14 protein-coding genes are annotated in these 20,537 nt (G+C 67.4%); 8 read left to right on the top strand and 6 right to left on the bottom strand.

The genetic code is table 11. The features are described 5' to 3' along the window. Nucleotides 1–40: 40 nt before the first annotated feature. Nucleotides 41–835 (bottom strand): CHAD domain-containing protein, encoded by a 795-nt coding sequence (locus IQ458_RS10595; protein ID WP_203322763.1) that lies wholly within the window; start codon nt 833–835, stop codon nt 41–43. Nucleotides 836–1,107: 272 nt separating this feature from the next. Between IQ458_RS10595 and IQ458_RS10590 the strand changes: the two genes are divergently transcribed. Continuing rightward, on the top strand, nt 1,108–2,130 hold the full coding sequence (locus IQ458_RS10590) for an NADP-dependent oxidoreductase (protein WP_203322762.1): 1,023 nt from the start codon (nt 1,108–1,110) through the stop codon (nt 2,128–2,130). A gap of 171 nt (nt 2,131–2,301) precedes the next feature. Here IQ458_RS10590 and IQ458_RS10585 read toward each other — a convergent pair whose 3' ends face one another. Then, the gene (locus IQ458_RS10585) at nt 2,302–3,438 is read right to left on the bottom strand and encodes an ROK family transcriptional regulator (protein WP_203322761.1); all 1,137 of its coding nucleotides are present in this window, start codon (nt 3,436–3,438) and stop codon (nt 2,302–2,304) included. Between the two features lie 159 nt (nt 3,439–3,597). Here IQ458_RS10585 and IQ458_RS10580 point away from each other — a divergent pair, with 159 nt between their 5' ends. Together IQ458_RS10580 and IQ458_RS10575 are read left to right on the top strand one after the other, a co-directional pair. Next, complete coding sequence (locus IQ458_RS10580) at nt 3,598–6,159, top strand: TonB-dependent receptor (protein WP_203322760.1); 2,562 nt, start codon at nt 3,598–3,600, stop codon at nt 6,157–6,159. Then, a complete protein-coding gene (locus tag IQ458_RS10575) occupies nt 6,159–7,271 on the top strand; it encodes a YdcF family protein (protein ID WP_203322759.1) in 1,113 nt (370 codons plus the stop codon). Before IQ458_RS10580 ends, IQ458_RS10575 begins: the two co-directional genes overlap by 1 nt. Here IQ458_RS10575 and IQ458_RS10570 read toward each other — a convergent pair. The 3 genes from IQ458_RS10570 to IQ458_RS10560 form a co-directional block, all read right to left on the bottom strand. After that, nucleotides 7,166–8,581, bottom strand: a complete 1,416-nt coding sequence (locus IQ458_RS10570) for an MFS transporter (protein ID WP_203322758.1) — start codon at nt 8,579–8,581, stop codon at nt 7,166–7,168. The two genes, IQ458_RS10575 and IQ458_RS10570, sit on opposite strands and share 106 nt — an antisense overlap. Before the next feature lie 323 nt (nt 8,582–8,904). Beyond that, nucleotides 8,905–11,247, bottom strand: a complete 2,343-nt coding sequence (locus tag IQ458_RS10565) for a S9 family peptidase (RefSeq protein WP_203322757.1) — start codon at nt 11,245–11,247, stop codon at nt 8,905–8,907. A 62-nt stretch (nt 11,248–11,309) separates the two neighbouring features. Continuing rightward, a complete protein-coding gene (locus IQ458_RS10560) occupies nt 11,310–14,159 on the bottom strand; it encodes a TonB-dependent receptor plug domain-containing protein (protein WP_203322756.1) in 2,850 nt (949 codons plus the stop codon). Nucleotides 14,160–14,637: 478 nt separating this feature from the next. On the opposite strand from IQ458_RS10560, the gene IQ458_RS10555 reads away from it, so the two are divergent. After that, on the top strand, nt 14,638–16,206 hold the full coding sequence (locus tag IQ458_RS10555) for an APC family permease (protein WP_203322755.1): 1,569 nt from the start codon (nt 14,638–14,640) through the stop codon (nt 16,204–16,206). Nucleotides 16,207–16,227: 21 nt separating this feature from the next. Here IQ458_RS10555 and IQ458_RS10550 read toward each other — a convergent pair whose 3' ends face one another. Beyond that, nucleotides 16,228–16,965: an AraC family transcriptional regulator gene (locus IQ458_RS10550; RefSeq protein WP_183639450.1), complete on the bottom strand. Its 738-nt coding sequence runs from the start codon at nt 16,963–16,965 to the stop codon at nt 16,228–16,230. A gap of 337 nt (nt 16,966–17,302) precedes the next feature. Between IQ458_RS10550 and IQ458_RS10545 the strand changes: the two genes are divergently transcribed. From IQ458_RS10545 to IQ458_RS10530, 4 genes are all read left to right on the top strand, one after another. Further along, nucleotides 17,303–18,259, top strand: a complete 957-nt coding sequence (locus IQ458_RS10545; protein ID WP_203322829.1) for a proline racemase family protein — start codon at nt 17,303–17,305, stop codon at nt 18,257–18,259. 32 nt (nt 18,260–18,291) lie between these two features. Continuing rightward, the gene (locus tag IQ458_RS10540; protein ID WP_235996769.1) at nt 18,292–19,356 is read left to right on the top strand and encodes an NAD(P)/FAD-dependent oxidoreductase; all 1,065 of its coding nucleotides are present in this window, start codon (nt 18,292–18,294) and stop codon (nt 19,354–19,356) included. Next, complete coding sequence (locus IQ458_RS10535; RefSeq protein WP_203322753.1) at nt 19,353–19,601, top strand: (2Fe-2S)-binding protein; 249 nt, start codon at nt 19,353–19,355, stop codon at nt 19,599–19,601. Before IQ458_RS10540 ends, IQ458_RS10535 begins: the two co-directional genes overlap by 4 nt. After that, nucleotides 19,594–20,537 (top strand): NAD(P)/FAD-dependent oxidoreductase (locus tag IQ458_RS10530; protein ID WP_203322752.1); only part of this gene is annotated, 944 nt, incomplete at its 3' end. The genes IQ458_RS10535 and IQ458_RS10530, both read left to right, overlap by 8 nt.

Here is a 20,537-nt window from a genome sequence, read left to right as displayed (position 1 = left end):
ACGTCGCGACGGCATCATGTATCCGTTGCGACAGCCCCGGTCAGCGCGGTTCCTTCAGCTCGCGTTCGATGCGCCGGCGCATGACCTCGCGCTCGAAGGTCATCGGCATGCGTTCCAGCACATCGGCCAGGTGTTCCTTGTCCTGGCGTTGACCCAGCCGATTGCTCTGCTTGTGCAGGATGCGGATGGCCTTGCCCGGAGTCTCGCCGTGAAGCGTCTCCGGATGGAAATCCGGGACCAGCGTGCGCAGCAGTTCCAGTTGCATGCGCAGGCGCCGCGCGCGGCGGCGCAGCCGGTGCAGATGCTCCGGAGACGGATTGCATTCCGCCTTGCGTTCGGCTTTTTTCAGGCGCTTGCGCGAATGACGGAGCGCCTCGTGCAGGTCGTCGTCTTCCAGTTCCGACCACGCTACCGTCTCCAGCGCGCGCGTGCAGGCATCAAGCAGCATCTGCCGGCGCGCGAAGTCGGGATCGCGGCGGAGCGCGCGTTCCAGTATGTGATCGCGGCGTTCGGCCAGCCAGTGCACGACGTTCTGCGCGGAGGCCGGTTCCTGCGATGCGATGGCCTCGGCCGTTTCCAGCGCGACCTGCGCATCGCGCAGCCGGGACAGGCTGTCGCCGAGGCGCCGCAACTCCCGGCCCACGACTTCGATCGCCTCCAGCCGCCGCACGGCCAGCGCCAGCAACGCGCGCAGGCGCCGGATGGCCTTGCGCGCCTCGTGCACCGCGCGGTGCGGATGACGCCGATCGGCGAGCGCGCGCCGCACCGCCCGCAGTTCAAGGCGGACGCGGCGGTTGATCCGAGCCTGCAGGGTTCCCCGGGCGGAGGACTTCATCGGCGGCGCCGGCGGCGTGGCGGACCGCCACCTTAGTCCCGGCACGCCCGTCTGCCAAGCACGGCACCCGTCGGCCAAAGGACGGCGTTTCCCGCGGGGACCCGACCTGCCTGATGGAAGGCAGATTGACGTCGCATGTCCCCGGTGCAGGCGAGGACGGCCGCCCCGTTGGTTCACCGCTCCCGATGGAACACAGATTTCGAGCGGGTTCCCGGGCAGGGAGAGTGGTGCCGGTGCGATGCTGTCGGCCCCCCTGAACCCGGTTCCCGCGAATGAGCAATCCCATCAACACCCGTATCGTCCTGGCGGCGCGTCCGAGTGGCGAGCCCGACGCGTCCCACTTCCGGCTCGAACGATTGCCGGTGCCCGCGCCCGGTCCGGGCCAGGTGCTGCTGCGCAACCGCTACCTGTCGCTGGATCCGTACATGCGCGGACGCATGGATGCCGGGCGTTCCTATTCGCCGCCGGTGGCCATCGACGACGTCATGGAAGGGCGCACGGTGGGCGAGGTGCTGGAATCCCGCCATCCCGGATTCGCGGTGGGCGATCAGGTCGTGGCCACGGGCGGCTGGCAAACGTTCGTGGTCGTCGATGGCGATGCGATCACGCGCAGGCTCGACGGCATGACGCTGCCGATCAGCACGGCGCTGGGCGTGTACGGAATGCCGGGCTTCACTGCTTACGCGGGCCTGCACGAGATCGGCAAGCCGCAGCCGGGGGAAACGCTGGTGGTCGCCGCCGCCAGCGGCCCGGTCGGCGCCACGGTCGGCCAGATCGCGAAGATGCGCGGTGCGCGCACCGTCGGCATCGCCGGCGGCGAGGCCAAGCGGCGGTACCTGGAAACGATCGGCTTCGACGTCGCGCTGGATCACCGCGCGGATGATTTTTCCGAGCAGCTGCGCGCCGCGGTACCGGATGGCATCGACGTGTACTTCGAGAACGTGGGTGGCAAGGTGTTCGACGCGGTCGTTCCCCTGCTCAACGACTTCGCCCGGATCCCGGTCTGCGGCACGATTGCCACCTACAACGCGCGCGGCCAGGTATTGCCGGGACCGGATCGCCTGCCCGGATTCTTCAGCCAGATCCTGCGCCAGCGCCTGAGCGTGCGCGGCTTCATCCAGCGCGATTTCATCGATCTGTTTCCCCGCTTCCTGGAAGAGATGGGCCAATGGCTGGCGGACGGCCGCATCCAGTATCGCGAGGACGTCGTGGAAGGCCTGGAGAACGCGCCCGAAGCCTTCTTCGGCCTGCTCAAGGGACGCAACTTCGGCAAGCTGGTGGTGAAGCTGGATTGAGCGTCAGCCGCGATGGCGGCGCGTCGAATGCGGTGGAGCCGAGCTTGCTCGGCTCCGCGGATTCGAGCGGCGGTGGAAAGCAGCGGAGCAAGCTCCGCTCTACGTAGAGCCGAGCTTGCTCGGCTTCGTGGATTCGGGCGGTGCCGGAGGAGCAGCGGAGCGAGCTCCGCTCTACGGGGTGGCGGCGGTGGTGTAGTGCAGCGGCAGGCTGGCGGCGCCGACGCTCAGGCTGGAAGCGGACAGGGGCGAGACCACGACGCGGGGCATGACGAGTTCGGGCGGCAGGGTCTGCGGCACGCGCTGGCGCAGGAGATCGGCCAGCAGGTGCAGCAGCTTTTCCGGAATCAGGCCGTGCAGGACGATGCCGTCCAGGTCCAGCGCGACGGTGAGGAACCTGCACAGGTCGTGCATGCAGGGATAGACCCGCTCGGCCCACCCGTGGAGCAGATGTTCGGGAATGTCCTCGATCACCACGTCGCGGACATGCCGCGGCGGCCGCGCTATGCGTTCGCCCAGGTAGGCGAGCAGATCGCGGCCCGAGGGGCGGATGCTGGAGTAGGGGAACAGCCCGCCGAATTCGCCGGCGTGGCCGCGTGCGCCACGAAACGGACGGCGGTCGAGGATCAACCCGCCGCCGAAGCCGTAGGCGATGTGCATGACCGCGAAACTGCCCAGCCGTTGTCCCTCGCCGTAATACATTTCCGCCAGCGCCACGGCCTTGGAGCTGTTCTCCAGCCAGCAGGGCAGTTCCAGCACTCCGGCGAAGAACGCCTGCAGATCGAGCGGCTTCCAGTCCTCGAATTCGTCGGGCAGATCGTTGTTGCCTTCGGGGCGGGTGCCGGAGCCGTACGCGCCCAGCGCCACGCCGGGCATGGAAACGCCGGCGCCGATCAACCGGGACGTGTCGATGCCGGCCTCGGCGATCAGTTGCCCGAGCATGCGCGAGGCCGCCGCGCCCACCTGATCCGGCGCCAGGGTCGGCAGCGGCAGCCTCGCGCTCGCGCAGACGCCGCCCTCCATGTCGACGATGCAGCCTTCCAGGTATTCGCTCTGCACGGCGATGCCGGCGGCGAAGGCGCCGCGCGGATTCAGCCGCACCAGCTGCGCGGGTTTGCCGCGCTGGCCGTCGCGCACCTTCTCGGACTCGATCACCAGTCCGCGGTCGAGCAGTTGCTGGATCAGTCGCGACAGGGTGGGCGGCGCCAGATCCGATTCGCGCGACAGTTCCGCGCGGGACATCGGTCCGCGATAACGGAGCAGGTCGAGCACGCGCTGCTCGCTGGGCGCCAGTCCCAGGGCTATGGACATGGATCCATTCCTTTATATTCCAGTGACAAAGATATTACGGGCGAATTTCGTCAAAGACACAGAATAATTCGCGATTAAGCATGAAATCCGGCTGAAACAATCAGCAAGTATGTTTCTTGGCGGAATATATTTTGCCCCGCCACCCCCACCGGAGCCACCATGTCGAGCCTTACCCGTCGTTCTGCCTTCAGGCTGTCCGTCCTCGCGGCCGGCATCCTGACCGCGCTGCCGGGGTTCGCCCAGAACCCGCCGGCCGCCGCCGATACCGCCCCGGCGTCCGCGGCGCAGGACACCCCGGCACGCCCCGCCGATGCCCGCCCGGGCAACACCGACGCCAACACCCTGGACGCCATCGTGGTCACCGGCGCCGCGCGCACCCAGCGGCGGTTCGACGCCTCCTACGCGGTCAATTCGCTGACCGCCGAGGAAGTGCAGCGGCTAGCGCCGAAGAGCTTCGCGGATCTGCTGGGCAGCGTGCCGGGCATCCATGTCGAATCCACCGGCGGCGAGGTGCAGAACATCACCCGCCTGCGCGGCATACCGACCGATCGCGGCTACATCGTGTTCCAGCAGGACGGCCTGCCGTTGTTCCACGAGATCGACGGGCACTTCTTCAACTCCGGCGAGGGCATGCACCGTTTCGACGTCATGAACCAGCGCGTGGAAATCGTGCGCGGCGGTCCGGCGCCGATCTATGCCAGCGGCGGCGCGGCCATCGTCAACAACGTGCTGGTCGAGGGCGGCGACGAAACCCGTGGCAAGGCGCAGCTGACCCTGGGCGACACCGGGCTGTACCGCGGCGAGGCGTACCAATCCGGCGCGCTGTCGGAGGACACCTATTACGCGGTGGGCGGATTCCTCCGCCATCACGACGGCTATCGCGACAACGATTTCCCGAACGACCAGGGCGGCCAGCTGCGCGCCAACATCAAGCACTACATGGAAGACAGCTGGATGAAGTTCAGCGCGACCTACGTCGACGACCACAACGTGTTCTACCTGCCGATCCCGGTCGCCGATCCGCGCAATCCCTCGGTGTCGCTGAATCCGTACCTGGATTACTTCGAGGGAACGATGAACTCGCCGTCGCTGCGCAACGTCTCGCTCAAGTACCTGGACGCGGCCGGCGTGATGCACGGCCTGCGCCGGGATCTGGCCGACGGCCGCCACATGCGCTTCGGCAACGTCGGCTTCCAGTACGAGAACACCGCCGGTGACTGGACCATCTCGTTCAAGTCCGGCTACACAAAGGGCAAGCTGAGTTTCGACGCGCTGTATTCGACGACCAATCCGGCCGATGGCAACACCTTCGCCAACAGCTACCTGGAGCGGGCGCGGGCCGCGTTCGGTCCGGACGTCGCCCGGATGGGCTATGCCCTGGCCGGCAGCCGCGGCACGGCGGCCTATGACCCCTATGGCGCCTCCGGCCTGGTGATCTCCGCGCAGTACCGCGCGATCGAGTCGGAATTCTATTCGGCGCAGGCGGATCTGAGCGCCGCGCGCAGGTTCGAAACCGGCCTGGGCGCGCACGAGGTCAATTTCGGCATCTACACCGCCTTCTACGGCACCACCGCGTTCACCGCCTACCAGGACATGCTGCTGGAGGTGTCCGGCAAGCCGAGGACGCTCGATCTGGTCGCCTATTCGGCCGCCGGCGCGCCGCTGGGTTACGTCACCGACAACGGCGTGCTGCGCTACACCACCACGCTCAATGCCGGCGAAGTGGATGCGCGGATGCTGGCGGTCTACGCCAACGACACCTGGGAAATCACCGAAAAACTGAAACTGGATGGCGGCATCCGCCACGAGAAGTACAGCTACGACGGCTACGCCGAAGACACCGCCGCCGCGAACCTGGGTGATGCGACCACCCTGGCCGACGACACCACCCGCCGCTTCAACGGCGCCACCCAGACCCACAACCTCAGCCCGTCGGTCACCAACTGGACCGTGGGCCTGAACTACGACTTCCGCCCGGGACTGGGTGCGTACGCACGCGCCTCCCATGTGGAGATTCCGCCGCAGTCCAGCGTCGCGCGCAGCATCAATCCGACCATCGTCAAGACCGCGACCGATCAGTACGAGCTGGGCCTGAAGGCATCGTTCGGAGCCTCGTACCTGTACCTGACCGCGTTCTACACCAAGTTCGATCCGCTCAACGCCTCGTTCGTGGCATACAACCCGACCACAGGCCGCAACGACCAGTCGGTGCCCTTCATCGGCACGGCGGTATCGAAGGGCGTCGAGATCGACGGCCTGTTCCGGGCTACGGACTGGTTCGCGGTGGCGGGCGCGGTGACCTTCAGCGATCCGCAGTACAAGGATCTGCAGAACAATTCCGGCGCCGACCCCAGCGCGGTGAACGGCAACCAGATCGTCCGCGAGCCCAAGTTCTACGGACATATCCGCCCGACCGTGAACTTCGACGCCGGTGATGGACAGATCGAGGCTTATCTCCGCTACGATGTGGTCGGCAAGGCCTACGTGGATCTCTTCAACCGCACGATGCTGCCGTCCTATCAAACCCTCGGTTTTGGCGTGTCCTGGAAGCGTGGCCCGTGGGGCGTGCAACTGGTGGGCGACAACCTGACCAACGAAGAGGGCCTGACCGAAGGCAACACGCGCACCGACGCGTTGTCCGGGCAGGGTTCGAGCGAGGCCATCTACGGGCGGCCGCTGTTCGGGCGCAACTTCCGCCTGGTCCTGAGCCGGAGCTGGTGATGCGCGTCGCGGCTCTGCTGTGCCTGATGCTGGCGGTGGCCCAACCCGGATTCGCCGCGACCGTGGAAGACGGCGTGACCGCCGCGCTGGGCCAGCGCCTGTTCCCGGCGCTCGCCGCGATCCGCCGCGACCAGGCGGGCACGGAGGTTCGCACCCTGCTGGCCGCGCGCGAGCGCCGGCTCACGCAGTGCGGTGACGATGCCGCCTGCAAGGTCGACGCCGCGCGCTGGAACCGCCAGGAGATCGACGCGATGGCGACGCTGGCGGCGCCGGACCGCCCGCCGGAGGCGATCCGCCGCGAGCTGGCCGGACTCAATTCCATCCTTGATGTCTACGGCAAGGGCGCGGCTTCGCGCTATCCGCGAATCGACGGACCGATGGGCGAGGCGGGCAGCCAGCGGCTTGCCGCCGACGTCGCCACCGCCGTGGCGATCAGCGAGGTCGGCCGCGGCGAGGCGGTCGCCTCGCTGGACGCCAGCATCGGCCTGGCGCTGGCGCTGATCGACGTCAACGACCGGCTCGACGCGATCGCGTTCGAGCCCATCGAGGGTGGCCTGAACGCGGCCGCCTTCGCCCAGGCGAAAACGCTGGACTGGTCGCGCTACCGCTACACCGCGATCATCGTGCTCGGGGCCGGGCCGGAAGATCCGCTGACGCCGCTGAGCGCGCGCGGCAAGCTGCACGTGAAGGTCGCCGCGCAACGCTATTTCGACGGACTGGCGCCTTTCATCATCCTCAGCGGTGCCGCCGTCCACCCGCGCGGAACCCGCCATGTCGAAGCAGTCGAGATGCGCCGCGCGCTGGTGGAGCGGTACGGCGTTCCGGAGAACGCGCTGGTGATCGAACCCTATGCCCGGCACACCACCACCAACCTGCGCAATGCCTCGCGCCTGTTGATGGCGATGAAGGCGCCAGCGGATCGCGATGCACTGGTGCTCAGCGACCCGAAGCACATCGATTACGTGGTGGGCGCGGAATTCGTCGAACGCAACCGGACCGAGTTGGGCTACCTGCCGGGCACGCTCGGCAAGCGCACCTCGCCATTCGACGTGCCGTTCCGTCCCTCGCCGGATTCGGCGAAGGTGGATCCGCTGGATCCGTTGGATCCCTGAGGGACGGCTTCAAGCACGGGAGACGGGCGCGGGCGCCCGGCGTGCGATCCGCGCAGCGACTTCATCGTCCGATAGATGACCATGGTGCAGACGAGTGCGCCGAGCGCGGCCAATGCCGCCGCCCGCGCCAGGGCAAGCCCGTGATCGGCCGCCGGCGACCGCGCCACCGCCGGATCCAGCACCTGGCCCAGCATCAGCATCGACAGGGCGATGCCGAGCTTGGAAGCGAAGGTGTAGATGCCGTAGGACCAGGTGTCGGCGCGCGTCGCGGTCCGATCGTGATGGCGATGGATCAGATTGGCGGCCGTTCCCCAAAGCAGCATGGTGCAGCCGAATGAGCCGCCGCCATAAAGAAATGCGAAAGCATTCAGTCCGATATCCCCGGCAACACCCGGCAGCGCGAACGATCGTGACAGGCCGAGGCAGGCGATCGCGGACAGGCAGGCGCCCAGCAGGAACGCCGCATGTTCGCCGCGGCGCGAGGCCAGCTGCCGGAACAGCGGCAGCAGCGCCAGCGTGCCGATGGAAAAGACGATCAGCACGCCGGAACGCGACGCTAGGTAGGGCATCATCCTGCCCATCACCGAGAGCAGGCCGGCGTTGACGAAGGTGGCGATCAACAGCATCGCCATGCCCTCCGGCAGGCGCGGAAAAGTGCCGCTGCGGATCCGGACGGCGACGCCATGGACATTCCTGTTGGCGGAATCGTCCACCGGTTTCCGGACGACGCGGGCCAGTCGCCAGGCGGAGAGCAGTGCCGGCGCGCACAGCACTGCGATGAACAGCGCGATGTGCCGGCCGGAAGGCGACACCGCATGTTCGCCGACCAGCAGATAGGCGGCGAGGGCCACCAGGATGCGCGCGGCGCCACTGAGGAAATAGCGCCCGGCCGAAAGTTGCAGGACTTCCCGGTGGTCGCGCGCGAGCACCGATGTCAGCGCATTCTGGGGAACGTCGTAGAGCTTGTAACAGAGCTGGAACACCAGCCCGGTGCCAAGGGCATGGACGACCGGCGACAACGGCAGTGGCGCCGAGAACAGCGCCATGAACGCGAGCGTCGAGATCAGCGCTCCCCACGCCTGCAGGCGGACCAGCCGGTGAGGCACGTCCGGGCCGCGTCCGATCAACCAGCCCGCCACCGGATCGGCCAGCGCGCCGAACAGCATCAGCGCCATCGTCAGCAGCCCCATCGTCTGCGGCGGCAACTGGAGATGCTGGGTCAGGAAATAGGCGAACAGCAGATCGTAGGCGTGCCAGACCAGGCTCTTTCCACCGTGAGCACCCAGGTAATCACGGAACGGCTTGTGCATGGCGGGTTCCGCAAGGGGCTCGGGTGCGTGGGCGGGGGCGTGGATCCTCCCGTGTTCCGGGCACAGTTATAGAGCCGTGACGCTACGTGTTCATTTCAACCATGGCGCCGCGGCCGCGTGGCGACCGCAACAGGATTTGCGATTGGGTGAAACGTTCCCGTAACCGGGGCAGCGGAAAATTCCCTCCGTAGCGACGAGGCTCCCTCTCTCCCCCTCCGCCGCTGCTTGCAGAGCCCGGCATTCATTGCCGGGCTTCGCTTTTTCCGGTCGTGGCGAACGGGCGCGTTGGCCCGTTCATCCGGCGCGCGAAACAGGCGCGTGGCTCAGGGCGCCGATGACGCCGAGTTCCAGCGCGGTGTTGGCCGATCCTGGAGGTGGCGGATGAAGAAGTCGTAGTGGCGGCGCTGGACGTAGTCAAAGGGTTCGGACCAGCGTCCCACCGAATGGCCGGCACCGGGCATCATCAGCAGTTCGAAATCCTTGTCGGCGCGGATCAGCGCATCGGCCACCTGCAGGGTCGAGGCAGGATCCACATTGGCGTCCTGTTCGCCCACGATCAGCAGCAGGTCGCCGCGCAGCTTGCTGGCGTGTTCTACGCCCGACGCGGCCGAGTAGCTGCCGTTGACCGGCCAGCCCAGCCATTGCTCGTTCCACCACAGCTTGTCCATGCGGTTGTCGTAGCAGCCGTTGCTGGCCACGCCAGCCTTGTAGAACTCCGGATGGAACAACAGCGCGTGCAGGGTGTTCTGCCCGCCCGCCGACATCCCGTGGATGCCGACCCGGCCGATGTCGTAGGACGGATCCGTCGCGGCCATCGCGCGGTGCCAGGCGATGCGATCCGGGAAACCGGCGTCCTGCAGGTTCTGCCAAGCCACGTCATGGAAGGCCTTGGAGCGGCCGGTGGTGCCCATGCCGTCGATGCGGACGACGATGAAGCCCAGATCCGCCAATGCCTGCATCCGTACCAGGCTGTCGCTGCCCGAATCCATGTCGAACGGCCAGAAGCGCTTGGGCACGAAGGCGCCGTGTGGCCCGGCGTAGATCGACTCGATGACCGGATAGTGCTTCGACGGGTCGTGATCGCGTGGACGCACCGCGATGCCCCAGATGCCGGTGGCGCCGTCGCGGCCCTTGGCGGCGAAGATCTGGGGCGGCTTCCAACCCGCCGCGCGCAGCGCGCCGACATCGGCGCGTTCGAGCACCGACACCAGGCTGCCGTCGGCGCGGCGCAGTTCCGAGACCGGCGGCAGATCCACCCGCGAGTAAGTATCGAGGTAATAGGCCATGTCGCTGGAGAAGGCGACATCGTGCCAGGCGTCGGCTTGGGTCAGGCGGGTAAGATTGCCGCCGTCGAAGTCGACCCGGAAGTAATGCTGAAGATACGGGTCCTTGCCCGCGTCCATGCCGCCGGCGGTGAACCAGATCCGGCGCTTGTCGTCATCGACCTTGACCACGTCGCGCACTACCCACTCGCCGCGCGTGATCTGTCGCTTGACCTGGCCGCTGGCATCGTCGAACAGGTACAGGTGGCGCCAGCCGTCGCGTTCGGAGATCCACAGCACCTCGTTGCCGTCCTTGCCGACGTCATGGCGATAGAGGTTCCAGGCATTGACGAAGGTCGGGCTGTCCTCGCTGACCGCCACCCGCGCCTGGCCGCTGGCGGCATCGACGCTGATCACGCGGACGTGCTTGAAACCACGCTGGATGTATTCGAACGCGAAGCTCTCGCTGTCCTTGCGCCACTGGATCTCCCACAGTTGCAGCGGGTTGGGGAACAGCGCGTCGTCGACGACCCGTACCGTGCGTGAATCGACATCGATCAGTACCGGTCGTTCGATGTCGACCTCGTCGCCCGGCTTGGGATACAGCTGGGTGTGGACGATTGGCTGGATCTGGTTGCGGGGAGTGGATTCGACCCGGGTGACGCGGCGATCGGTGCCGGGCTTGACCCGGTAGACCGCCAGGCGCCGGGAATCGGGCGACCACGCGATTGATTCGGGATCGTAGAAGGCGTCGGCGCGGCCGTCGCGGGTGAGCGGTTCGGGCTGCGCCAGTGAACCGGCCGCGCGGATGACCAGGTCGTGGCCCTGCGCGAAGACTTCCCATTTGCCGTCCGGCGAGCGGCGCGGCGCGTTGTCGGCGGGCTGGGTCATGTCGCGCACGACGCCCCAGCCGCGCGGGCGGCTGGGCGTGCCACCGTCGCGCGCGCAGGTGTAGTTCTTCAGTTCGCAACGCCATGGCCGCGGCTCGGCCAGGCCGATTTTCATCTTGATGGCGCGGCCTTCGTCGGCGAATTCGAAATCGCGGAACGGCAACCGCAGCGGCTCGTAGCGTTCGCCGGTGGCCTTGCCCAGCGCCGCCGCCAGGCGTGCCTGGTCGAAGGCCGGGCGCTTGCGCTGGTCCTTTGGGTCGACGATCACGTAGCTGAAACCGCCGGGCACCGTCTTGCGGTAGTAGAAGCGGCCATCGTGGGTGGCCTTGGCCGCGAAGGGCAGGTCGCGGGTCAGGTACATCCATTCCTGTCCCAGGTGCAGCGAGCGCTGATAGTCCGCATCGCCGGGGGCGGTATCACTCGCTGAAGCGACGAACGGCGAGAGCAGGGCCAGTACGGTCAGGGCCGCGCGTGACCGGCGGGTGGCGGCAGGTGGGCGAAGGGCATCTTTCATTCGATCTTCTCTGGAGCAAAAAAAGAAGGGGCCGGCCATCGCCGGCCCCGGGGAAACACCGATCACTGGAACCGGTAAGCCAGCTGCGCGCCGATCTCCCGCCCGATCGGGCTGTAGGTCCAGTAGAAGTACGGGTAGTCGGCGTAGCTGTCGTCGCGCGGATGGATCTTGTCGAACACGTTGTTGACGAACAGGGTCACCGACATCCTGTCGGTGATCTTCTTCGACAGGTTCGCATTCCACAGCAGGTAGGGCGCGATGCGGCGGTCCAGGTCGTAGCTGGGGATCGAGCCCATCCGCGAGCCGTAGACGTTCGCGCCCCAGTCGCCGCGATTCCAGTTCACCGACAGGTTGGCCCGGCTGCGGGCGTTCCAGTTGTAGGAGCGGTTGTCGCGGTCGTAGAGCACGCCATCCTCGGCGTACTGGGTGAACTCGTAGCTGAGCGTGTGCGACCAGCCGAGCAGGACGTTGAAGCGACCGAGGCGATCGGTGTCCCAGCGATAGCGGACCGTGGCGTCGATGCCGGTGGTCTTCTCGGTGGCGGTGTTGATCGGCCCGACCGTCAGCAGGGTCACCGCGGTGCCTTCGGGGTCGGTCGGCGACGGCCGGCGCTGGACGAAATCCAGTGCGGTCTGGCAGAGCAGCGAGTTGGTGTCGACCGGATTGCCGCTGCGATCCACGCCCAGCCGGCAATCGGCTTCACGCTTGAGCACGTAGCCGTTGGACAGATCGTTGACGCCCTGGTCGAGCTGGATGCTGTAGTAGTCGGCCTGCACCGACAGACCGTCGAGGATGTCCCAGACGAAACCGGCGGTCCACGACTTGGAGGTCTCTTCCTCCAGCAGGCGGTTGCCGCGCCGGCCACCCTCGGTGTAGTAGTAGTAGTCGGTGTTGCTGTTGTCGCGGCACGCCGCCGCCAGCACGTCGTTGTTGTTCTCGGCGCGGCAGCGGTATTCGTCGAAGATCTGGATGTAGTAGCCGGATGGTTCGGCGAACACGTAGTGCATGTCCGGTGCGCGGAAGCTGGTGGCGTAGCTGCCGCGCAGCAGCAGGCTGTCGACCGGACGCCATTCCAGGCCGGCGTTCCAGGTGACCGCGCCGTCCACCTCGGTGATGTCGTCATACTTGTCGTAGCGCGCCGCCAACTGCGCCTTCAGGGTGCTGAAGATCGGCACGCTGAACTCCAGGCCCAGCGCATAGCGGTCCCGGGCGCCGCGGCCGCCGGTGTCGTTCCAGTTGTAGGCTTCCTCGGCGGGGTCGGCGTTGGGCAGGGTGCGCGGATCGGCCACCAGCTCATATTCCTGCGAACCCCATTCCAGCACCGAGGCCATGCCGACCGGCCCGGCCGGAAGTTCGAACAGATCGCCGCTCAGGGTGGCCTGGAACTGGCTGGCCTCGGAGTAGCCGCGTGGCCGGATGGTCGCCGACATCGCCGCGAACTGCGACGGCGTCAGCGGGGTGGTGAAGCGGTCGTAGTCCAGCCGGTAAGCCGGGTAGTAGTCGTAGACCGGATCGTTGCCCAGGCGCGGACCAAGGAAGTAGTCGGCGACCTTGCTGGCGATCAGGCGCGGGGTGCGGGTGTCGGTCTCGTACTCGGCATGGCTGTAGGAAAGTTCGTAGTCGAAGCGGTTGTCGAACAGGCTGCCGCGGATGCCGGTGGTGATGCTCCAGGATTCCTCGTCGTTGTCGGTCATCAGGCCATCGCGACCGGTTTCCTCCGGCTGGAACACGCGCAGCGCGTCCATCAGCGCGCCGCGGCCGACGTCGTAATAGTAGTAGCCGGTTTCCTCGTTGTAGGGAGACCACCACTGGGTGCCGGTGGAATAGCGCGCCTTGGATCGCCACCACATCGCATCCATGAAGATCTGCGCGTTCTCGCTGATATCGAACACGCCGGAGCCGTACAGCGACAGGTTGTCGTCGGAACTGCGGATGGTGGAATCGGCCAGGCGGTCGTACTGCGCGCAGCGGCTGCCGGATGCGGTCGTGTAGACCACGCTATGGCCGAAGAAGCGGTCGCAGGCGTCGGCGATCTCGCTGACGTAGCCGGGCGCGTCGAAGTCGTACAGGTACAGGTTGGCCCATGGCGTGCGACCGCTGGCGATCGGGCTGTCCCGCATCGAATCCATGAAGTCGCGCTGGCGGGTGAAGATGGCCTCGCGGTTCATGTATTCCATCGCGTAGGTCAGGCTCCAGCGGTCACCGGACTTTCCACCCACGATCTGCAGGTTGCCGGTGTCGCCGCCGCCGCGTGTGGTCGTGCTCCCGTAGAGCTTGGCTTCCAGCCCTTCGTAGTTCTTCTTGGTGACGATGTTCATCACCCCGGCCACCGCGTCGGAGCCATAGATCGCCGAAGCGCCGCCGGACAGCACCTCGATGCGCTCGACCGCGCTGCTGGGAATCGCGCCCAGATTGACGAAGTTGCTCTGGCCGCCATAGGGCAGCGGGTACTCGGCGACGCGGCGGCCGTTGATCAGGATCAGCGACCGGCCCGGGCCCAGGCCGCGGAGATTGATGATGTTGGCGTTGGGCGCGAAGATCGACTGGCTGGCCAAGGTGGATTCGTTGACCACGGTACCGTTGGCCTGGGTCAGCGTGTTCAGCGCGTCGAAGACGGTCTTGAAGCCCTGCTTCTCGATATCGTCGGCGGTGATTACCGTCACCGGCGCCGGGCCTTCGACTTCGGCGCGCTTGATGCGCGATCCCGTGACGGTGACCTGATCGAGCGTCCTGGTCTGGCCATTGGCCGATTGTTCGGCGGTGTCTTCGTCCTGGTCGGTCGATGCAGTGGCCTGCGGTGTTGCGCCGTCTGCCTGCTGCGCGAACAGCGCCCCCGGTGTGCCTGCCGCCAGCGCCAGCACGAGCGCATGGCACAGGATTGTCGGCCGCAGCCGTTCTGAATGCGTCTTCATTCCCTCTCCCCGATGGTGTTTTGGCCGGATGCCGGCAAACGTCGTTCGCCCCTCCCAGGGCTTACGTGTCGTTTTTCACATTAGGTGCGAGAGCCGGCCGCGTTCTAGGCGTTGATGGCGCGGAGGGATGCGGAAAACCGCATAACGAAAGTGCGTCATGCGGATGTCGGAGAGCCGCGGTGAGCTCTGCCGGAGCAACAGGCGCGCAACGCCCGTCACTGGGTTTGCAGATGACATGCTTGATGCCAATCCCCGATCCCGACAAAACGGGAAAAATGGAAACGGGTTTGTGCTCACTTCGCCGCCAGGACCGACGGAATCCGCCAAGACCCGGGCAAAACGCGCTTTCTAGACTCCATTGACCGCCACGCACGACCGGATGCACCGGACACGGCACGGCGGGACGAATCGCCCGCGGTTCCCGGTGGGGGCCGCGGGCGGAGCACGGCAAGGCAACGAGCTACCCGGGGGGGATGGCATGCAGCAGGGCAAGTTCAAACGAAGTCTTTCCGTGGCGGACCTGACCCTGATCGGGCTCGGCGCCATCTTTGGATCCGGCTGGCTGTTCGCGGCCAGCCACGTGGCGTCGATTGCCGGCCCCGCGGGAATTCTCTCCTGGCTGATCGGTGGCGTGGCGGTGCTCCTGCTCGGCCTGATCTACTGCGAGCTCGGCGCCGCGTTGCCACGCGCGGGCGGAATCATCCGCTATCCCACCTTTTCGCACGGTCCGCTGCTGGGTTACCTGATGGGACTGATCACGCTGATCGCGTTCTCCAGCCTGATCGCCATCGAAGTGGTGGCGGCGCGGCAGTACGCGGCGGCCTGGTTTCCCTGGATGAACAAGCCTGGTTCCGGCGATGCCAGCCTGGCCGGCTGGACCGTGCAGTTCCTGCTGCTGTGCCTGTTCTTCCTGCTGAATTATTTCAGCATCCGGACCTTCGCATTGGCGAACAACATCGTCAGCGCGTTCAAGTTCGTTGTGCCGATGCTGGTGATCGGCGTGCTCGCGCTGCATTTCCAGCCAGCCAACCTGTCCGAACACGGCTTCGCGCCGTTCGGCATGGCCGGCGTGGGGGCGGCGGTATCCGGCGGCGGCATCATCTTTGCCTACCTGGGGCTGACACCGATCATCTCCGTGGCCAGCGAGGTGCGGAATCCGCAGCGGACCATTCCGATCGCGCTGCTGCTGTCGGTGGTGTTGTCCACGCTGATCTACGTGCTGCTGCAGGTGGTGTTCCTGGGCAGCGTGCCGGCATCGGCGTTGACGCAGGGTTGGGGACCGGTCGGTGGCGAGTACTCGCTGCCGTACCGCGACATCGCGCTGGCGCTGGGCGCCCGCTGGCTGGCGGTGCTGGTCGTGTCCGATGCCATCGTTTCACCCAGCGGTACCGGCAACATCTACATGAACGCGACTCCGCGGGTGATCTATGGCTGGGCGCGGACCGGTACGTTCTTCCGGTTGTTCACCCGGGTCGGGGTGTCATCCGGCATCCCGCGCCCGGCCTTGTGGCTGACCTTCGCGCTCTCGGTGTTCTGGACACTGCCGTTTCCGTCGTGGGAAGCGATGATCAACGTGGTGTCGGCCGCGCTGATGATGAGCTACGCCGTCGCACCGGTCACCGCCGCCGCGCTGCGTCGCAGCGCACCCGGACTGGACCGGCCATTCCGGGTGAAGGCGCTGGACGTGCTTGGACCTCTCGCTTTCGTGGTGGCCTCGCTGATCGTCTACTGGTCCGGTTGGTCCACCGTGTCCTGGCTGCTGGGCCTGCAGGTGCTGCTTTATCTGATTTACCTGGCCTGCGCGCGGCTGATGCCGGCGGGACAGCTGCCGCTGCGCGCGCAGATCCGCTCCTCGCTGTGGCTGATCGGGTTCTACCTGATGATGATCGGCGTGTCGTACCTGGGCTCGTTCGGTGGCCGCGGCATGCTCGTCCATCCCTGGGACGCCACGGCGGTGGCGGTGTTCGCCCTGCTGGCCTATTGCTGGGGTGCCGCCACCGGCCTGCCCGCCACGCAGCTGGATCTGGGTGCGGAGGACGATCAGTAGCGCGCCCCCGCAGGGCGGCGGTCAGGTGCCGGCGATCGGCGCCGCGCGCGGATGCCGGCCAAGCGCGCGATAGTCGCGCGGGGTCATGCCCACGGTGGCCTTGAACTGGCGGGTGAACGCGCTCTGGTCGGCGAAACCGCAGGCCTGGCCGATGCTGGCGATGCTGGCATCGTCCTGCAACAAGCGCATCGCGGTCTCGATGCGCAGCTTGGTCAGCATCTGCTGCGGGGTGAGCTGGAAGACGCGGCGGAAGTGCCTTTCCAGCTGGGCGACCGACAGGCCGGCGAGATCCGCCAGGGCGGTGATGCGGACGTTCTCGCCGTGGTGCTCCTGCATGTGGTCCACCACCTTCATCAGGCGCGGGAAGGTCGAATGGCGATTGTCCGGCTGGCCGAGATCGCGCGAGATGCCGATCAGCCCGACCACCGCGCCGGCCTGCAACACCGGCCGCTTGAAGGTGAGCGCCCAGCCCGGCATGCGATTGGGGAACAGGTGGACTTCCAGCTGGTTCTCGATGATCTCGCCGCGCAGCACGCGCAGATCCTGCTGCTGGTAGCTGTCGCCGAAGCGTTGCGGGAACACTTCCACGGTGGTCCTGCCGAGCACGTCGGCGCGCTGCTTGCGGCCCAGTCGGCGCATCAGGGTGAGATTGCAATGGGTATAGCGGCCCTGCGCATCCTTGATGAAGAACACCACGTCCGGCAGAGCGTCGTAGAGCGCCTGCAATTCCTGTGACGGGATGTCGATGTCGAACGGCATGGGCATGGACTCCGATGGCGGCGAAACGCGGAGAGTGCATGCGCGTCCACGCACCGCCAGGGCGCGCGCCGCGTTCGCAATCCTGCGGCATTCGGCATCCGCCACGACGCCGGCGCGGCATCGTGGCGTTAGTGGAACCGCGTTTCCGCGGGCACCGTGTACCCCTCTCCGTGAAGCACCATAACAGTGATTCGCGCCGATATGTCAATGCCATCCGGCAGGGATGGAAATGCTGCGGCGCACCGTTCCGGTCGCGTCAAAATCATGCCGAATTCCGCATCGGCACCGGACATTGCCGGCTATCCGCTGCCAACCCGCGGATGAAAGCATGTCCGCCATGCAGACACTCGACGTCATCGATTCGCACACCGCCGGCGAACCCACCCGGGTGGTTGTGGCCGGTTTTCCCGATCTCGGCGGCGGCGATCCGGCGGCGCAACTGCGCCGCTTCCGCCAGGATTTCGATCATTGGCGCAGCGCCATCGTGTGCGAGCCGCGTGGCTCGGACACGGTGGTGGGAGCGCTGTTGCTGCCGCCAACCGAGCCGGATGTCGCGGCGGGCGTCATCTTCTTCAACAACGTCGGCTATCTGGGCATGTGCGGGCACGGCACCATCGGCGTCGTGCGGACCCTGCATGCGCTGGGGCGGCTGGCGCCGGGCGCGCATCGTCTGCAGACGCCGGTGGGTACGGTCGGCGTGGAACTGCACACCGACGGCCGTGTTTCGGTCGACAACGTGGAGAGCTACCGGCTGGCGGCCGACGTCGCGGTCGACGTGCCTGGACATGGCCGTGTGCGCGGCGACATCGCGTGGGGCGGCAACTGGTTCTTCATCACCGCGCAGACGCCCTTGCCGCTGGTGCTGCGCCACCAGCGCGAGCTGACCGCCTACAGCGAAGCCATCGGCAACGCCCTGCGGAAGTCGGGGATCACCGGTGCCGATGGTGCGGAGATCGATCACATCGAACTCAACGCGCCGGCCGGCGACGGCAGCGGGGTAATCGCCAATTTCGTGCTGTGTCCCGGACTGGCCTATGACCGCTCGCCCTGCGGCACCGGAACCAGCGCGAAGATGGCCTGCCTGGCCGCTGACGGAAAACTCGCCGAAGGCGAGACCTGGATCCAACAGGGCATCCTCGGCACCCGCTTCGAAGGCCATTACCGGCGCGGCACCCGCGGCATCCTGCCGCGGATTACCGGCCAGGCCTACCTCACCGCCAGGGCGCAGCTGTGCATCGATCCCTCCGATCCCTTTGCCTGGGGCATCGGCGCGACGGGTGACGGCGCGCGGTGAACACGTTCGATCTCATCGTCGTCGGTGCCGGCATGGTTGGCGCGGCCTGTGCCGACGCCGCCTGCGCGGAGGGACTGAAGGTGGCGCTGGTCGAGCCGGGTCCGATCGGCGGTGGTGCGACGGCGGCGGCGATGGGGCATCTGGTGGCGATGGACGAGGATCCGGCGGAACTCGCGCTGGCGGCGTACTCGCTGTCTTTGTGGGAGGAATTCCCGGATCCGTGCGCGGCCGAATTCAGTCGCTGCGGCACGATCTGGGTCGCGCGCGACGAACGGGAACTTGAGCGGGTAGCGCCCAAGATCGCGCGCCTGGCGGCCGTCGGCATCCAGGCGGAGGCGCTGGATGCCGCACGCCTGCGGGCACTGGAACCGCATCTGGCGCAGGGCGTGGCCGGCGGCCTGCGGGTCGAGCGGGAGGCGGTGGTGTATCCACCACGCGCAGCGCGTTGCCTGGTCGATCGCGCGCGGACCCATCGCCTGCACTTGTTCCTTGGTCGTCGTGCAGAGGCGCGATTCGAAGGCGGCGTGAAGCTGGACGACGGTACCCGCCTGCACGGGCCGGTGCTCGTCGCCACCGGATGCGCGGCGCCGACGTTGTTGCCCGGGCTGCCGCTGCGTCCGCGCAAGGGGCAACTGCTGATTACCGACCGCCATCCCGGCATCGTCCACCACCAATTGCTGGAATTGGGCTATGCCGATTCCGCGCACGGCAACGCAGCCAGCAGCGTCGCCTTCAACGTGCAGCCGCGTCCCACCGGGCAACTGCTGATCGGTTCTTCCCGCGAGGAAGGCGTGACCGATGCGTCGGTGTCTATCCCCATGTTGCAACGCATGCTGGCACGCACGCTGGACTACCTGCCGATCCTGCGATCCGTGCAGGCCATCCGCGTGTGGACCGGGTTTCGCCCGGCCACGGCGGACGGGCGTCCGTATATCGGAGCGATGCCCGACGCGCGCGACATATGGGTGGCGGCCGGACACGAAGGGCTTGGCATCACCACCGCGCTGGGCACCGCCCGCCTGCTGATGGATCTGTTCCTGGGACGCGAGCCGGCGATCGACCCGGCACCGTATTCGCCCGCGCGGGGGATGTCGTGAGCGGCGCGGTGCGGGTGAGGGTGAACGGCCAGCCTGTGGACGTGCCGGCGGGCAGCAGCGTGGCGGCCGCGATCGCGCGGGCCGGTGTGCTCTCGACACGCCGTTCGGTCGGTGGATTGCCACGCGCGCCGCTGTGCGGCATGGGCGTGTGCTTCGAATGCCGGGTGCAGGTCGACGGCCTCGGCCAGCGACGCGCGTGCATGACGCCGGTACGCGACGGCATGCGGGTGGAAACCGATGGCTGAGCGCGTGCGCGACTACGATGTGCTGATCGTGGGCGCCGGGCCGGCGGGCCTGGCCGCGGCGCTCGCGGCACGTGGCCATGGCGCTCGGGTGGGCTGGGTCGATGCGCAGGCCACGCCGGGCGGCCAGGTGTGGCGAAACGCGGTCGGCCAGTCCGCCACGCCCGCCGCGGGATATCTGCGGCAGGCGCTGGCCGCCGGCGTGCAGTGGCACGCGCAGACCCAGGTCATCGCCACCGCCGGAACCACCGGGGAGCTGCTGGCCGAAGACCCGTCTGGCGCACTGCGCCTGCGTTTCCGCGCCTTGATTCTCGCCACCGGCGCCCGCGAGCTGCTGCTGCCGTTTCCCGGCTGGACGCTGCCGGGCGTGACCGGCGCGGGCGGCGCGCAGGCGTTGGCCAAGCAGGGCGTTCCGTACGACGGTCGCCGGATCGTGGTCGCCGGTCGTGGTCCACTGCTGCTGGCCGCCGCCGACACCCTGCGACAGTACGGTGCGCACGTGGTCGCCCTCTGCGAATGGACCCCGCCTGGGCGCCTGTGGCGTTTCGCGGCCGGATTGCCGCGCTGGCCGGGCAAGGCCGGGCAGGCGATCGCGCTGCGCCTGCGGCTGGCACGCGTGCCGTACTGGCACGACAGTGAAGTGCTGGCCGCGCACGGCGACGGATGCGTGGAAGCCGTCGACATCCGGCGCGGCCGCGAACGCCTGCGCGTTGCCTGCGACGGCGTGGCGGTCGGCTATGGGCTGGTGCCCAATATCGAACTGGCGCAGTCGCTGGGCTGCGCATTGGAACCGGCACCGCGGCATCCGCGCGTGTGGGTGGACGCCAATCAACGGACCAGCCTGGCCGAGGTGTACGCGGCGGGCGAAGCCTGCGGCGTCGGCGGCCGCGACAGCGCGCTGCTCGAAGGCGCCGTCGCCGGCCATGCCGCCGCCGCCGG

The sequence above is a fragment of the Pseudoxanthomonas beigongshangi genome (assembly GCF_016820515.1).
In the GTDB taxonomy this organism is placed as follows: Bacteria; Pseudomonadota; Gammaproteobacteria; order Xanthomonadales; family Xanthomonadaceae; genus Pseudoxanthomonas_A; species Pseudoxanthomonas_A beigongshangi.
The sequence above is the reverse complement of the archived record's forward strand: the minus strand, read 5'-3'. Positions and strand labels throughout refer to the sequence as shown.

What these genes read in the sequence shown, in the direction of transcription:
- IQ458_RS10595 (WP_203322763.1), bottom strand. Translation starts at nt 835, where the DNA reads ATGAAGTCCTCCGCCCGGGGAACCCTGCAGGCTCGGATCAACCGCCGC.
- IQ458_RS10590 (WP_203322762.1), top strand. Translation starts at nt 1,108, where the DNA reads ATGAGCAATCCCATCAACACCCGTATCGTCCTGGCGGCGCGTCCGAGT.
- IQ458_RS10585 (WP_203322761.1), bottom strand. Translation starts at nt 3,438, where the DNA reads ATGTCCATAGCCCTGGGACTGGCGCCCAGCGAGCAGCGCGTGCTCGAC.
- IQ458_RS10580 (WP_203322760.1), top strand. Translation starts at nt 3,598, where the DNA reads ATGTCGAGCCTTACCCGTCGTTCTGCCTTCAGGCTGTCCGTCCTCGCG.
- IQ458_RS10575 (WP_203322759.1), top strand. Translation starts at nt 6,159, where the DNA reads ATGCGCGTCGCGGCTCTGCTGTGCCTGATGCTGGCGGTGGCCCAACCC.
- IQ458_RS10570 (WP_203322758.1), bottom strand. Translation starts at nt 8,581, where the DNA reads ATGCACAAGCCGTTCCGTGATTACCTGGGTGCTCACGGTGGAAAGAGC.
- IQ458_RS10565 (WP_203322757.1), bottom strand. Translation starts at nt 11,247, where the DNA reads ATGAAAGATGCCCTTCGCCCACCTGCCGCCACCCGCCGGTCACGCGCG.
- IQ458_RS10560 (WP_203322756.1), bottom strand. Translation starts at nt 14,159, where the DNA reads ATGAAGACGCATTCAGAACGGCTGCGGCCGACAATCCTGTGCCATGCG.
- IQ458_RS10555 (WP_203322755.1), top strand. Translation starts at nt 14,638, where the DNA reads ATGCAGCAGGGCAAGTTCAAACGAAGTCTTTCCGTGGCGGACCTGACC.
- IQ458_RS10550 (WP_183639450.1), bottom strand. Translation starts at nt 16,965, where the DNA reads ATGCCGTTCGACATCGACATCCCGTCACAGGAATTGCAGGCGCTCTAC.
- IQ458_RS10545 (WP_203322829.1), top strand. Translation starts at nt 17,303, where the DNA reads ATGCAGACACTCGACGTCATCGATTCGCACACCGCCGGCGAACCCACC.
- IQ458_RS10540 (WP_235996769.1), top strand. Translation starts at nt 18,292, where the DNA reads ATGGTTGGCGCGGCCTGTGCCGACGCCGCCTGCGCGGAGGGACTGAAG.